General features: G+C 67.9%; 13 protein-coding genes. 6 read left to right on the top strand and 7 right to left on the bottom strand.

Annotation, left to right across the window (positions count from 1 at the left end):
• Nucleotides 1-121: 121 nt before the first annotated feature.
• Nucleotides 122-2380, top strand: a complete 2259-nt coding sequence (locus ACW174_RS06690) for a prolyl oligopeptidase family serine peptidase (RefSeq protein WP_492016867.1) — start codon at nt 122-124, stop codon at nt 2378-2380.
• A 193-nt stretch (nt 2381-2573) separates the two neighbouring features.
• Here the strand turns inward: ACW174_RS06690 and ACW174_RS06685 are convergent, their stop codons facing one another.
• From ACW174_RS06685 to ftsY, 3 genes are all read right to left on the bottom strand, one after another.
• Nucleotides 2574-3179, bottom strand: a complete 606-nt coding sequence (locus ACW174_RS06685; RefSeq protein WP_492016866.1) for a MarR family winged helix-turn-helix transcriptional regulator — start codon at nt 3177-3179, stop codon at nt 2574-2576.
• Between the two features lie 76 nt (nt 3180-3255).
• Nucleotides 3256-3882, bottom strand: coding sequence for an inner membrane-spanning protein YciB (locus ACW174_RS06680; RefSeq protein ID WP_492016865.1), 627 nt, complete (start codon nt 3880-3882; stop codon nt 3256-3258).
• Nucleotides 3883-3884: 2 nt separating this feature from the next.
• On the bottom strand, nt 3885-4820 hold the full coding sequence (gene ftsY / locus ACW174_RS06675; protein ID WP_492016864.1) for a signal recognition particle-docking protein FtsY: 936 nt from the start codon (nt 4818-4820) through the stop codon (nt 3885-3887).
• A gap of 98 nt (nt 4821-4918) precedes the next feature.
• Between ftsY and ACW174_RS06670 the strand changes: the two genes are divergently transcribed.
• Complete coding sequence (locus ACW174_RS06670; RefSeq protein WP_492016863.1) at nt 4919-6958, top strand: NAD(+) synthase; 2040 nt, start codon at nt 4919-4921, stop codon at nt 6956-6958.
• A 142-nt stretch (nt 6959-7100) separates the two neighbouring features.
• Here ACW174_RS06670 and ACW174_RS06665 read toward each other — a convergent pair whose 3' ends face one another.
• Both ACW174_RS06665 and ACW174_RS06660 read right to left on the bottom strand, forming a co-directional pair.
• A complete protein-coding gene (locus ACW174_RS06665) occupies nt 7101-7976 on the bottom strand; it encodes an alpha/beta fold hydrolase (protein ID WP_492016862.1) in 876 nt (291 codons plus the stop codon).
• Between the two features lie 88 nt (nt 7977-8064).
• Nucleotides 8065-8577: a D-glycero-alpha-D-manno-heptose-1,7-bisphosphate 7-phosphatase gene (locus ACW174_RS06660; protein WP_492016861.1), complete on the bottom strand. Its 513-nt coding sequence runs from the start codon at nt 8575-8577 to the stop codon at nt 8065-8067.
• Between the two features lie 162 nt (nt 8578-8739).
• On the opposite strand from ACW174_RS06660, the gene ACW174_RS06655 reads away from it, so the two are divergent.
• Together ACW174_RS06655 and ACW174_RS06650 are read left to right on the top strand one after the other, a co-directional pair.
• A complete protein-coding gene (locus tag ACW174_RS06655) occupies nt 8740-9906 on the top strand; it encodes a DegT/DnrJ/EryC1/StrS family aminotransferase (protein WP_492016860.1) in 1167 nt (388 codons plus the stop codon).
• 4 nt (nt 9907-9910) lie between these two features.
• Nucleotides 9911-10846, top strand: coding sequence for a Gfo/Idh/MocA family protein (locus ACW174_RS06650; RefSeq protein ID WP_492016859.1), 936 nt, complete (start codon nt 9911-9913; stop codon nt 10844-10846).
• A 1-nt stretch (nt 10847) separates the two neighbouring features.
• On the opposite strand, the gene ACW174_RS06645 is transcribed toward ACW174_RS06650, so the two are convergent.
• Complete coding sequence (locus tag ACW174_RS06645; RefSeq protein ID WP_492016858.1) at nt 10848-11306, bottom strand: MaoC family dehydratase; 459 nt, start codon at nt 11304-11306, stop codon at nt 10848-10850.
• A 54-nt stretch (nt 11307-11360) separates the two neighbouring features.
• Nucleotides 11361-12347 carry a threonine ammonia-lyase gene (locus ACW174_RS06640; protein WP_492016857.1) on the bottom strand — a complete coding sequence of 329 codons (987 nt, stop codon included), beginning with the start codon at nt 12345-12347 and terminating at the stop codon, nt 11361-11363.
• 46 nt (nt 12348-12393) lie between these two features.
• On the opposite strand from ACW174_RS06640, the gene glpK reads away from it, so the two are divergent.
• Together glpK and ACW174_RS06630 are read left to right on the top strand one after the other, a co-directional pair.
• Entirely contained in the window at nt 12394-13887 is a 1494-nt protein-coding gene (gene glpK / locus ACW174_RS06635; protein ID WP_492016856.1) for a glycerol kinase GlpK, read from the top strand.
• Nucleotides 13884-14966: a phosphotransferase family protein gene (locus tag ACW174_RS06630; RefSeq protein WP_492016855.1), complete on the top strand. Its 1083-nt coding sequence runs from the start codon at nt 13884-13886 to the stop codon at nt 14964-14966. The genes glpK and ACW174_RS06630 overlap by 4 nt, the downstream gene beginning before the upstream one ends.
• The last annotated feature ends 25 nt before the right edge of the window (nt 14967-14991 follow it).

Genomic DNA, 14991 nt, shown 5'->3' with positions numbered 1-14991 from the left:
GACCCAGTACTTTGGGTGGTGATGCGGTCGCGTGGAAACTGAGGCGGTCGTCCTGAAACACGGTCGTCCCGCTGGACAGAACTGGGTCCCCGCCTTCGCGGGGATGAGCGGAGTAGAGTCGATGATGAAGTTTCTGATGGCCGGAGTGTCCGTCCTTGCGCTCGCTTCGTGCGCCGGCCAGCCTGCGGCGAGGAACATCGATGAAGTCGTCATCACGACCGATGATCGGCCCCCGCCCCACTTCCCGCGCGACCTGACCCCCGCCGGGGTCCGCGCCGCCGACGACCATCTGGCGCTGGAAGAGGTCAATGGGACCGAGGCCATGGCCTTCGTCGCGGGCGAGAACCAGCGCAGCCTCGCCGCCCTGACCGGCGACCCGCGCTACGAAACCTTCCGGGCCGAGGCCGAGGCCATCCTGACCGCCACCGACCGCATCCCCTCGCCCAGCTTCCTCGGCGACGGCATCGGCAACTTCTGGCAGGACGCGGCCAATCCCAAGGGCGTCTGGCGCAGGACGACGTTGGACAGCTACCGCTCGGCCGACACCCGCTGGGAGACCCTGATCGACCTCGACGCCCTGTCCCGCACTGAGGGCAAGGACTGGGTCTGGAAGGGCGCCGACTGCCTGGCGCCGGACGAGACCCGCTGCCTGATCAGCCTGTCCGACGGCGGCAAGGACGCCGTGGTCGTGCGCGAGTTCGACACCTCGACGAAGCGGTTCGTGGACGACGGCTTCGTCCTGCCCGAGGGCAAGCACCGCCTCGAATGGCTGGACCGCGACACCCTGCTGGTCGCCACCGACTTCGGCCCCGGCACCCTGACGGAGAGCGGCTACCCCTTCATCGTCAAGTCGCTGAAGCGCGGCCAGACGCTGGCGCAGGCGACGGAGGTCTATCGCGGGGAGCAGACGGATGGCGGGTACGGCGTTTCCGCCAGCGTCCTGCGCAACGACCGGAGCCAGGTCGGCGCCGTCCTGATCTCTCGGCCGCTGGATACCTTCCGCAGCGAGACCTGGGCATGGGTCGATGGCCGCACAATCAAGCTACGCCTGCCGGAGCGGCTGAGCATTCACGGTGTGATGGCCGATCAAGGTCCCGAACTGGCGAAGATCGTTTTCACCGCTGAAGAGGATTGGACGTGGGTCGGCAGGCAATACGCCGCCGGGACGCTGATGTCGGTGCAGGCCTTGGCCCTGCGTCCCCCGGAGGACAAGGACGGGGCTATCATCACGAACGGGGCGATCCAGATTTTCGCCCCGACCGACCGCCAGTCCGTGGAAGCCGTCGACGTCTTCGATGACCGGGTCGTCGTCGCGATCAATGACAATGTGCGGGGTCGGCTGTCGGTCTTCGGAGACAACGGAGAATGGGGCTGGCGCGAGCGTCAGGTCGCCGTCCCCGAGAACAGCGCCGTCGCCCTAGGTGACCAGTCCCGTGGCCGCAAGGAACTGTTCGTCTCGTCGCAGAACTTCCTGACCCCGCCGACGCTGGGTCTGCTGGACGTCAACTTCCCGATCACCCGCCGCGAGGATGAAGCGACCCGATCGCCGAACGCCATCGTCGAGCTGCGCTCGGCCCCCGCCAAGTTCGACGCCTCCACCCACGTCACCGAGCAGTTCGAGGCCACCTCGTCCGACGGGACAAAGATCCCTTATTTCGTCACCCGCCCGCGCGACCAGAGCGGCCCGGCGCCGACCATCCTGTTCGGCTATGGCGGCTTCCAGGTCAGCTTCCCGCCCGCCTACAAGCCCGAGATGGGCAAGCTGTGGCTCGAGAACGGCGGCGTCTTCGTTCAGGCCAACATCCGCGGCGGCGGCGAGTTCGGCCCCGCCTGGCATCAGGCCGTGCTGAACGAGAACCGCCAACTGGCCTTTGACGACTTCTCGGCGGTCGCCCGTGACCTGGAGGCGCGGGGCATCACCACGCCGCGTCGTCTGGGCATCTACGGCCGGTCGAACGGCGGGGTCCTGACCTCGGTGTCGATCACCCAGCATCCGGAGCTGTTCAATGCGGCGGTGATCGAAAGCCCGCTGATCGACATGCTGCGCTACCACGAACTGCCCGCCGGGGCCTCGTGGATCGGCGAATACGGCGATCCGCGCATCCCCGAGGAAGCCGAATGGATCGCCCGCTATTCCGCCTACCAGCGCCTTCGTCCGGGCGAGGACTATCCGCGCGTCTACATCACCACCAACACCCGCGACGACCGCGTCCACCCGGGTCATGCCCGCAAGTTCGCGGCCCGGCTCGGCGACCTCGGCTACGACCATCTCTACTATGAGGAAACCGCCGGCGGTCACTCCAACGACGCCGACCCGGTCGCCAACGCCCGCCGCTGGGCGCGCCACTACGTCTATCTGGCGCAGCAGTTGATGGATTGAGCTCCGCCGCTGGCGGCGGCTAACGGGCTCCGCCGGCGGCTGGGAAGTGGCTAGTGGCTAGTGATTAGTGGTTGGATGCCGCAGCGATGGTGCATGACCGGCAGGCGCCGGCCCTGATGCCGTCACCCACCAATCACTAACCACTAATCACGGGCTGGGCTGACTGCCCGCCGCCCCAAGCTCGGCGCCCGCTTCAGGCCGGCTCCACGACCTTGGCCTTCTTCGCCTTGGCCGGCTTTTCCGCCTTGGCGGGCTTGTCCGCCTTCCTGGCGGCCTTCTCGGCCTTCTTGATGTCGCGCGCGGCCTTCTTGGCGGCCTTGGCGTCGGCCCGGGCCTTCACCGGGGCGGCGTCGGCCTCGCCGGCCAGTTCGCCGAGCAGGTCGAGGAAGCCGTCGCGCTTGCCCTTGGGCAGCAGGGCCATGATCCGTTTGTCGGCGGCCTCGACGCGGGGGCGTGCGGCCTCCAGCGCGGCCTCGCCGCCGGCCGACAGGCGCACGGCCTTGGCGCGGGCGTCGATGGTGGATTTCTCGCGGTCCAGCAGCCCCTTGGTCGTCATCCGGGCGACCAGATCGGCCAGGGTCGAGCGATCGATGCCGGTGGCGCGGACCAGATCGGTCTGCGTCAGGCCGGCCTTGTGGCTGACCGCCTCCAGCACCGCGAACTGGCGCTGGGTCAGACCGTCCGGACCCGTCTCTTCAGCATAGATGTCCAGCGCCAGTTGCAGGGCGCGGTGGATCAGATGGCTCGGCGATCCCGCAAGGGCTCCGCCGCGCTTGAGCTTGTTTCCGGACTTGACCATGAACCGTATCCCCTCGGCGTCTTCGGTAGAGCTATCAGGCGCGTTTTACGGTTTGACGACGGACGATCCGTTTGGGTCAAAAACCGGTGTCGGGCGACACCGGATCGGCCGGTTCGTCGTCCTTGATCATATGCTTCATGATGTAGAACACCTGCCAGATGCCGAAGGCGGCCGAGGCGATCCACAGCCCGCCCCGGAAGCCGACCCAGGTGTCGTCGGACTGCGTCCGCCAGACGATCTCGTTCACGACGGCGACCGCCGCGAAATACAGGCCGTACCGCAGCGTCAGGCCGCGCCAGCCGCGGTCGGTGATCTTGATGGCGTCGCCCAGCAGATATTTGAACGGATACCGGTTCAGCGGCAGCGAACCCAGCAGCACCACCGCCAGCAGGCCGTTCTGGATCGTCAGCTTGATCTTCAGCAGCGTCGGGTCATGGAAGACCAGCGTCAGCACGCCGAAAATCAGGGCGAAGCCGCCGGTCAGCAGCGGCAGGGGCGCCAGCCGCTTCTCCACCACATAGCCGACGATCAGGGCGATCGCCGAGGCGCCGATCAGCACCCAGGTCGCCTGGACCAGGGCTTCCTGCCCATCCAGCCCGCGCGCGAACCGGTTGACCGCATAGGCCGCCATGAAGGCCAGCAGGGCGCCGAAATCGACGGCCTGGCGGATGCTGGATCCCCGGCGTTCGGTTGCGTCGCTCATCCTCAGTCCTCCAGTCCGACCAGCGACCGGGAAAAGGCCCGGGCGTCGAACGGTTGCAAATCCTCGACGCCCTCGCCGACGCCGATCAGCTTGATCGGGGCGTCCGACGCCTGCGCCACGGGCACCAGAACGCCGCCGCGGGCCGTCCCGTCCAGCTTGGTCATGACCACGCCGGACACATAGGCCGTCCGTCCGAAGATCTTCTCCTGCTCCAGCGCATTGCGCCCGACCGTGGCGTCCAGCACCAGCAGGGTTTCATGCGGGGCGTCCGCATCGACCTTCTTCAGCACACGCACGATCTTCAGCAGTTCGTCCATCAGGGCCGACTTGTTCTGCAGCCGCCCGGCCGTGTCGATCAGGACGACGTCAAAGCCCTCCGCCTTGGCCCGGGTATAGGCGTCGAAGGCCAGACCCGCCGGATCGGCGCCGTCCCGACGGCTCTCGAAGGTCGCGCCGGCGCGGTCGGCCCAGACCTTCAGTTGCTCTCGCGCGGCGGCGCGGAAGGTGTCGCAGGCCACGATCATGACCTTGGCGCCCTGTCCCGTCAGGTCCGAGGCGATCTTGCCGAGGGTCGTGGTCTTGCCCGAACCGTTGACACCCACGAACAGGGTCACGAACGGCTTTTCGCCGCCCAGCGGCTCATAGCGGGCCTGATGGTTGATCAGTTCGGCCGCCACGGCCTCGGCCAGCGCCTCCTTGACCTCCCGCTCATTGGCGTCCGCGCCGAAGCGCAGCTCGCGGAAGCGTTCGACGATCCGGTCGGTCGCCGCCGGCCCCAGATCGCTCTCCAGCAGATGCTCTTCCAGCCCCTCCAGGGCCTTCTCGCTCAGCGGCTCCTTCACGAAGGTGGCGACGACCTGTTCGGTCATCTGTTTCGAGGAGCGGCTCAGGCCATCGGTCAGACGGGAGAACCAGCCTTTTTTCGGCGTGTCGGTCATGATCCCCGTGTAGCCGTCAGCGTTGTTCAGGTCACGGGCTAACGTAGCCGCAGCCCGACCTTGGCTCTATATGAGCAAAAGACCTGAAGGATCGCGCCTTGGCCGAAACGTCCGCCTTCCACTCGCCCGCCACCCACGGCTTCGTCCGCGTCGCCGCCGCGACCCCGGTGGTGCACACCGCCGACCCGGTCGCAAACGCCGAGGAACACATCGCCCTGATCCGTCAGGCCGGCGCGCAGGGCGTCGACCTGATCGTCTTCCCGGAGCTGTCGCTGAGCGGCTATGCGATCGACGACCTGCTGATGCAGGCGGCGCTGCTGGACGAGGTGGAGCGGCAGATCGCGACCGTGGCCGAGGCGGCGGACGCGGCGGGCGTGATCGCTGTCGTGGGGGCGCCGCTTCGCAATGGCGACGCCCTTTACAACTGCGCGGTCGTGCTGGGCGCGGGGTCGGTTCTGGGCGTCGTGCCCAAGACCTATCTCCCCAACTATCGCGAATACTATGAGAAGCGCTGGTTCGCCCCGGCCGCCAGCCGGTCGGAGGACACCGTCGTCCTGAATGGCGAAACCGTCGATTTCGCGCCGGGCCTGATCTTCGAGGCGGTTGATCGTCCCGGCTTCGTCTTCGCCGCCGAGATCTGCGAGGATTTCTGGGCCCCGCAACCGCCGTCGACCCGTGCAGCCCTGGCGGGCGCCCGCATCCTGCTGAACCTGTCCGCCTCCAACATCGTCATTGGCAAGTCTGACGAGCGCGCGGTCCTGTGCGCCAGCCAGTCGATGCGGACCCTGTCGGCCTACGTCTTCACCGCGTCCGGATGGGGTGAGAGCACCACCGATCTGGCTTGGGACGGTCAGGCGACGATCCACGAACTGGGCGCGAAGCTGGGCGAGGGCGAGCGCTTCGCCCTGGAGAGCCATCTGACCGTCGCCGACATCGACGTGGAGCGCATCGGTCTGGACCGGCTGCGCAACGGCACCTTCGCCGACTGCGCCCGGATCGAGGGGGAGCCGGCGACCGTGGTCCCGTTCGAGGCGGGGGAGGCGGGCGCCTCCACCGACCTGATCCGCCCCCTCGACCGCTTCCCCTTCGTGCCTGACGATCCCGCCCGGCTGGATCAGGACTGCTACGAGGCCTTCAACATCCAGGTTCAGGGCCTGATGCGCCGGCTCAAGGCGACGGGGTCGAAGACCCTCGTCATCGGCGTCTCCGGCGGGCTCGATTCCACGCAAGCCCTGCTGGTCGCCTGCCGCGCCTTCGACCGTCTCGGGCTGCCGCGCACCGGCATCCTCGGCTTCACGATGCCCGGCTTCGCCACCTCGGACGGCACCAAGTCAAACGCCTGGGCCCTGATGAAGGCGCTGGGCGTCAGCGGAGACGAGATCGACATCCGCCCCGCCGCCGAGCGGATGCTGGCCGACATCAAACATCCCTGGGCCGACGGCGAACCGGTTCACGACATCACCTTCGAGAACGTTCAGGCGGGCCTGCGCACCGACTATCTGTTCCGCCTCGCCAACCAGAACAGCGGCCTGGTGCTGGGCACTGGCGACCTGTCCGAACTGGCGCTGGGCTGGGCCACCTACGGCGTCGGCGACCATATGAGCCATTACAACGTCAACGGCGGCGTGGCGAAGACCCTGATCCGGCACCTGATCCGTTGGGTGGCGACCAAGGACTACGACGGCGAGACCGCCCGCGTTCTGCACGCCGTGCTCGACACCGAAATCTCACCCGAACTGGTCCCGGCCAGGGACGGCCAAATCCAGTCGACCGAGGCCACCGTCGGCCCCTATGCGCTGAACGACTTCTTCCTGTTCTACATCACCCGCTTCGGGATGAGCCCGTCCAAGGTCGCCTTCCTGGCCCATCAGGCCTGGAAGGACGCCGGAACCGGCCACTGGCCCGCGGGCACGCCGGAGGACGAAAAGGTCGAATACGACCTGCCGACCATCAAGGCCTGGCTGCGCAAATTCCTGCACCGCTTCTTCCAGACCAGCCAGTTCAAGCGCTCGGCCGTGCCGAACGGGCCGAAAGTGGTCACCGGCGGCTCGCTGAGCCCCCGCGGCGACTGGCGCGCGCCGTCAGACGCGACCGCGCGGGTCTGGATTGATGAGCTGGAAGCGAACGTGCCGGACTGAGGCAGCAGGCAGCAGGCAGCAGGCAGCAGGCAGCAGGCAGCAGGCAGCAGGCAGCAGGCAGCAGGCAGCAGGCAGCAGGATTTGAGATCAGGCGGTGGCCGACAAGCCCTGCTGCCTGCTGCCTGAGACCTGCTGCCTTACTTCAAGGCACTTCATTCAGGAACGGGAAGATGGCCGCCTTGGCCTCGGGCTCGTCCAGCATCGGCGCGTGGCCGACGCCCGGCACTTCCACGAAATCCATTTTTGGTGCGCGCTTGCGCATCTTCGCGGCGATGGTCTCGCTGAGCAGGTCCGAGTTCTGGCCCCGGACCAGCAAGACCTGCCGCCCCTTCGTCAGCCGCCCGAACATCGGCCACAGGTTGGGCACCAGGGCCTTGGCGCCCGCCGCCTTGATCGGCACGGCGATGTCGGGGTCATAGTTCAGCACCGGCGCGCCCTCGGTCCCCTCGCGGAAGATGCGGCGGGCGAAGGCGTCCCAGTCGGCGTCCTTATAGTGGGGGAAGGCGACGTCATTGATCCGCTTGGCATAGGCGGCGGCGTCGGCCCAGGTCGGGGTGTCGACGGGCTGGCCGGAATAGGCGGCGATGCGCATCAGCCCCTCCTTCGCCACCTCCGGGCCCACGTCGTTGATGATCGCGGCGGCGATCACCTTCGAGCGGATGGCCGCCAGCGCCATGGTGATCAACCCGCCCATCGAGGTGCCGAGGAAGACGGCGCGCTCGATGCCGGCCTGCCGCATCAGGGCCAGCACGTCCTGGGCATAGGTCGCGGGCTGGTAGGTCATCGGATCGCGCGCCTCGTCCGACAGGCCGCGCCCGCGCACATCGATGGCCAGCACCCGACGGCCGCTCTGGGCGATCAGCGGCGCGATGACCTCGAAATCCTTCGAGTTGCGGGTCAGGCCGTGGATGGCGATCAGCGGCAGCTTGGCCTGACCGCCCGACGGCGCATAGTCGCGGGCATAGAGGCTGAGGTCATCGGCGCTGATCCAGCGACGGTCGACATAGGACTGGCTCATGCGGTCTCCCGGAGGCGAGGAAAGGATCGTATTTCATCGGAGCGGGAAAACCCACCAGTCCAGCCCTGACGATCCCGTCAGAAGCGGCTCAGTGGCCCAGAAGTTCGCGAACGAACTCGTCCAGATCGCCGCCCTCGAAGCGGAATCCGGGAATGCCCGCGCGCTTCGCGGCCTCCATGTCGGTCGGCTGGTCGCCGATCATGAAGCTCTTCGCCGGATCGATGCCATGTTCGGCGATAGCCCGCAGGATCATGCCCGGATTGGGCTTCCGGTCCGGATGGTCGGGATGGATATAGGCCTCGACCCGCCCCTCCGAATGATAGGGACAGGCATAGACGGCGCCGATCCGTCCGCCCGAGGCCGCCAGCTTGCGCACGATCAGATCGTTGAACGCATGCATCTGCTGTTCCGTGAACAGGCCGCGCGCCACGCCGGACTGGTTGGTCACGATGACGCACAGATAGCCGAGCCGGTTCAGCCGGCGCACGGCCTCGGCGGCGCCGGGCATCAGGCGCAGATGGGATTCCAGATGCGGATAGCCCGTGTCCTCGATCAGGACGCCGTCACGATCGAGAAACACGGCGGGATGGCCGGTCGACATGGCGTGGGGGATAGGCGCCCGCGCCCGTCGTTGCAATCCCTCACCCGAAGTGACCCTTTGCGATTTGGCGCGAACGGGCGCGATTTGTTAGGAAGCGCCCGACCTGACCGGCGCGTCCCATCCGCGCCGCCCCGCCCGCGCGTCCGCGACCGGAGACCCCGAATGACCATTCCCTTCATCGACCTTCAGGCCCAGCGCCTGCGTCTGGCCGGCCGGATCGAGGCCGCCGTGCAGGAGGCTGTCGTCGGCGGTGCCTGGGTCATGGGCCCGCAGGTGCGCCAGTTCGAGGCCGACCTCGCCGCCTTCGGTCAGGCCAAACACGCCCTCGGCTGCGCCAACGGCACGGACGCCCTGGTCCTGCCGCTGATGGCCTGGGGCGTCGGCGCGGGCGACGCGGTCTTCTGCCCCAGCTTCACCTTCACGGCGACCGCCGAGATCGTGCCCTGGACGAATGCCGAACCGGTCTTCGTCGATGTCGATCCGGTCACCTACAATATCGATCCGGCGAAGCTGGACGCCGCCATTGAGGCCATCAGGGCCGAGGGTCGCCTGACCCCTCGCGTGGTCATCGCCGTCGACCTGTTCGGCCAGCCCGCCGACTATCCGGCCATCCGGGCGATCTGCGACAAGCACGGCCTGAAGCTGATCTCGGATTCGGCCCAGGGGTTCGGCTGCACCATCAACGGCGACCACCCGATCAAATGGGCCGACGTGACCACCACCAGCTTCTTCCCGGCCAAACCGCTGGGCTGCTACGGCGACGGCGGCGCGGTGCTGACCGATGACGACGACCTGGCCCAGGAGATGGATTCCTACCGCGTCCACGGCAAGGTGGTCGCCAAGGACCTGACGGCCGGGGCCGACGCCTTCGAGCACGACCCCAAATACCTGGCCATGCGTATCGGCATGAACTCCCGCCTGGACACCATCCAGGCCGCTGTCCTGATCGAGAAGCTGAAGGTGTTCGGCGAAGAGATCGGGTGGCGCAACCGCATCGCCGCCCGCTACAATGAAGGCCTGCGGCCCCACGTCGCCGCCGTTCCGGACGTGCCGACGGGCAATATCTCCAACTGGGCCCAGTACACGATCGAGCACGATGACCGCGACGGCCTGATCGCCCATCTGAAGGAACAGGGCGTTCCCACCGCTGTCTACTATCCGGTGCCGATGCACCTGCAGCCGGCCTACAAACAGTTCCCGCAAGGCGCTGGCGGCCTGCCGGTCACGGAACGGCTCAAGGACCGGGTGCTCAGCCTGCCCATGCATTCGGATCTGGACGAAGCCACCCAGGACCGCATCATCGCCGCCGTGGCCGGCTTCAAGGGATAAGCGGATGCCGCACCAGATCACCCCGCTCAAGGTCGGCGTCGCCGGCGTCGGCGTCATGGGCCGCAACCACGCCCGCGTCCTGTCCGACATCCGCGACTTCGACGTCACCGCCATCTTCGATCCGGACGCCGCCACCGCCGAGGGCGTGGCGGGCCTGTATGACGCGACCGCCTTCACCACAGCCGAGGATTTCGTCGCCGCCGGTCTGGACGCCGCCGTCGTCGCCACCCCGAACCGCTATCACGCCGACCTGTCGGTGGCCCTGCTCGAAAAGGGCGTCCACGTTCTCGTCGAAAAGCCCATCGCCGCCACCGTCGCCGACGCCCAGCGCATGATCGACGCGGCCAAGGCGAGCGATCGCGTGCTGATGGTCGGCCAGGTCGAGCGCTTCAATCCCGCGGTGGAGGCGGTCAAGCGCGCCATCCAGGGCGAGGACGTGATCTCCATCCAGATCACCCGCGTCGGCCCCTTCCCGCCGCGCATGGGCGAGGTCGGGGTGGTCATCGATCTGGCGGTGCATGACATCGACATCATCCGCCACCTGACCGACTCGGAGATCGTCGAGGTTCAGCCCCAGCTGGCCCGCACCAAGGCCGAGCGCGAGGACACGGCCCTGCTGCAGTTCCGGCTGGCCAACGGCGCCATCGCCCACATCACCACCAACTGGGTCACGCCCTACAAGACCCGCACCCTGCAGGTCGCCACCAAGGGCAAGTTCGTGGTCGCCGACCTGATGACCCGTCAGGTCACCGAATATTTCGGCCAGCAGCCGGACGGCAGCTATTCGACGCGCGGCGTGATGAGCTGGCCGAACGAGCCGCTGAAGAAGGAGCTGGAAGCCTTCGCCCACGCCATCCGCACCGGCGAAACCCCCGCGGTCACCGGCGAGGACGGCCTGCGGAACCTCGAGGTCGCCCTGAGGTGTCTGGGCGAGGGCTAGCTCAGCCCCCGCCCACCATCTGCATCCCCAGCCACTCGGCGATCAGGGCGGGCTTTTCGCCGCCTTCGATCTCGACCGTCAGCTCGTGCTTGATCAGCCAGCGGCCGCCGCCCTTGTCCTCGGCGGACAGCAGTTTGAAGCGGCCGCGGATTTTTGAGCCGGCGGGCACGGGGGCGAGGAAGCGCAGCTTGTCGAAGCCATAGTTGACGCCCATCACCACCCCGTCCAGCGGCGGCACGCAGTCATAGGACATGGCCGAGGCCATGCTGAGGGTCAGGAAGCCGTGCGCGATGGTGCCGCCGAAGGGCGTTTGTTTCGCCAGCTCCGGGTTCACATGGATGGACTGCCAGTCCTCGGTCGTGTCGGCGAAGGCGTCGATCTTCGCCTGATCGACGGTGAACCAGCGAGAGACCCCGATCTCGGTCCCGATGAGCGACTGCAGGTCTGACGGCGTGGGCATGGTTTCCTCCGGTTTTGCAGCCACGCTAACCGGGTCGGTCTTCTCTCGAAACCCTTATTTGCCCTCGAACCGGCCCTCGATGATGGCGCTGAACAGGGCTGGGTCGACGTTGCCGCCGGACAGGACCAGGGCCGTCGTCCGGTCCTTGGCCTCGACCTTGCCCGCCAGCAGCGCCGCCAGCGACACCGCTCCACCCGGCTCGACCACCAGCTTCAGGGCGTGGAAGGCGTAGCGCACGGCCTCGGCCACCTCGGTGTCGGAGACCGTCTCCACCCGCGCCAGGCGGCGGTTGATCGGGAAGGTCAGCTCGCCGGGCCGATCGGTCATCAGGGCGTCGCAGATGCTGCCGTGCGCCGGAGCATGGGTCAGCCGTTCCCCCGCCGCCATCGACAGCTGGGTGTCATTATAGTCGCGCGGCTCGACGCCGATGACCGGGACATCGGGCGCCAGCGCCGCCATCGACAGATTGATCCCCGCAATCAGCCCGCCGCCCGAGGCGCCGCACAGCAGCTGGTCGATCGTCGCCCCGATCGCCTCGGCCTGCTCCAGGATTTCCAGGCCGGTCGTGCCCTGGCCCTCGATCACGAACGGATCGTCGAACGGCCGCACCAGGACGCTGCCCCGCGTCCGCGCGATCTCCTCGCCGATGGCCTCGCGGCTCTCGGTGTAGCGGTCGTACAGACGCACCTCGCCACCGAAGGCGATCACGCCGTCGACCTTCACCTTGGGACTGTCGGCGGGCATGACGATGATGGCGCTGGTCCCCATCATCCGCGCCGCGCAGGCGACCGCCTGGGCATGGTTGCCGGACGAATAGGCCACGACCCCGCGCGCCAGTTCCTCCGCCGTCAGCCGACTGATGCGGTTCCAGGCGCCCCGGAATTTGAAGGCCCCGGCGCGCTGCAGGTTCTCCGCCTTCAACAGCACCCGACCGCCCAGATGATCGTTCAGCGCGGGGCTTTCGATCAGGGGCGTGCGGACGGCGTGGCCGAACAGTTGGCGGGCGGCGTCGCGGACGCCCTCGAAGGAGGCTGTGTGCATGATCCCTCCCTTACATTCCCGCCCGCCCCCGGTCTAACCTGCCCGCATGAAGAGCCTCATCCTCGCCATCGACCAGGGCACCACCTCGACCCGCGCCATCGCCTTCGAGCGGACCGACACAGGCGCCCTCCGGCCGGTCGCGGTCAGCCAGATCGAACTGGAACAGCATTTCCCCCGTCCCGGCTGGGTCGAACATGACGCCGCCGAAATCTGGACCGCCACCCTCCAGACCTGCCGCGAGGTGGTGCGCAAGGCCGGCGGGGTCGGGCGGTTCGCCGCCATCGGCATCACCAACCAGCGCGAGACCTCCGTCCTCTGGGACGCGACCACCGGCGACCCCCTGCATCGCGCCCTCGTCTGGCAGGACCGGCGCACGGCGGATGTCACCTCGCTATTGGCTGCCGAAGGGCATGAGGCGGAGGTTCAGAACAAGACGGGGCTGATCCTTGATCCTTACTTTTCGGCCACGAAATTCTGCTGGCTCCTCGACAGGTTCGCCGAAGAGGGCGGTCGGACGAAGCCGGAGGATATCCGGCTCGGCACAATCGACAGCTGGTTGATCTGGAAACTGACGGGCGGAGCGAGCCATGTCACCGACGCCACCAACGCCAGTCGCACATCCTTGATGGATCTGCGGACCCGTCAATGGAGCCCAGCGTTTGCCGATCTGTTCCGAGTGCCGATAAGCGCGCTGCCGGATATCCGGGGCTGCGCAGATCACCTGGGCGACAGCGAACCCTCCCTGTTCGGCGCGACCCTGCCCATCCACGGCGCGGCGGGCGATCAGCAGGCCGCGCTTGTGGGACATGGCGCGCTCAAGGCCGGGGACGCCAAGATCACCTACGGCACCGGCGCCTTCCTGGTCGCCAACGTCGGGGCCGAGCCGGTCCTGTCGACCAGCCGTCTGCTCGCCACCCTCGGCTATGAGGCGCAGGGGACCGCGGCCTATGCGCTGGAGGGCTCCATCTTCTCGGCCGGCTCGGCGATCCAGTGGCTGCGCGACGGGCTGAAGGTGATCTCGGAATCGCGTCACTCCGAAGCCATGGCGCAAGGACTCAAGGACAACGGCGGCGTCTATCTGGTTCCCGGCTTCACGGGTCTGGGCGCTCCGTGGTGGGAGCCGGACGCGCGCGGGACCATTATCGGCCTGACCCGCGACAGCGGCCCCGCCCACATGGTCCGCGCCGCGCTGGAGGCCCTCGCCTACCAGACCCATGATTTGCTGGAGGCCCTGGAAAGGGACGGCGCGCCGAAGCTGTCGGTGCTCAAGGTCGACGGCGGCGTCACCGCCAACGCCTTCGCCATGCAGTTCGTCGCCGACATCTGCGATGTCACGGTGGAGAGACCGGCCTTCCAGGAGATGACGGCGCTCGGCGCGGCCAAGCTGGCGGCGCTGGGGTGCGGCCTGATCGACACGCTTGACGCAGCGCCCGCCGAGGCGCCGGCCGTCTGGCGCCCGCGCATGGCCGCCGACCAGCGCGAGCGATTGCTGAAAGGCTGGCGCGGGGCCGTGAAGGCCGCCATCATCGCCGCGCAATGACCCAGATCGATCCCCAGACCGACCCCCAGGCGACCTTCTCCGGCACCCGCCCCGTCGATGCCCGCTACGCGCTGGACGAGGCCGCGCTCGACGGCTGGCTGACCGCCAATGTCGAGGGCTATGCCGGCCCCCTGACCGTGCGCCAGTTCAACGGCGGCCAGTCGAATCCGACCTATGAGCTGTCCACGCCCGGCCGGACCTATGTCCTGCGCCGCAAGCCGCCGGGGACCCTGCTGCCCAGCGCCCATGCCGTGGACCGCGAGTTCACGGTCATCTCCGGCCTGCACGCCCAAGGCTATCCGGTCGCGCGGCCCTGGGCCCTGTGCACCGACGACGCCGTCATCGGCTCGATGTTCTATGTGATGGACAAGGTCGAGGGCCGGGTCCTGTGGGACCTGAAGCTGCCGGGTCTGCAACCCGCCGAGCGCCGCGCCATCTATGAGGCGCAGGTGGATGCGCTGGCCGCCCTGCACCGCTTCGATCCGGTCGCCATCGGTCTGGGCGACTACGGCAAGCCGGGCAATTATTTCGAGCGTCAGGTCGGGCGCTGGACCAAACAGTACCGCGCCTCCGAGATCGAGCCGATTTCGGCCATGGACCGGCTGATCGAATTCCTGCCCGCGACCCTGCCGCTGGAAGGTCCGACGCGGATCGTCCACGGCGACTTCCGCCTCGACAATCTGATCCTCGCCCCCGAGGCCGCCGAGGTGCGCGCGGTGCTGGACTGGGAGCTGTCGACGCTCGGCGATCCGATGGCCGACTTCTCCTACCTGCTGATCGCCTGGGCCATTCCGCAGAGCGTGCGCAACGGCCTCGCCGGCGCTGATCTGGACGCCCTGGGCATTCCGTCGGTCGAGGAGGTGGTGGCCCGCTATTCCGAGAAGACCGGCACGCCGCCGCCGTCCAATCTCGACTGGCTGTTCGCCTACAACCTGTTCCGGCTGGCCGCCATCTGTCAGGGCATCGCCGGCCGCGTCCGCGACGGCACCGCCGCCTCGCCGCAGGCGAAGTCCATGGCCGCCCAGGTCCCCTTCCTCGCCGAAGCGGCCTGGAGCTTTGCGAAGAAGGCGGGGGCCTGAAGAGGTTCCAGGTTCCAAGGGCCAG

The organism is Brevundimonas sp. AVps31 (assembly GCF_058681355.1).
Note: the sequence above shows the minus strand (reverse complement) of the source record. Positions and strands in the feature narration are given on the sequence as shown.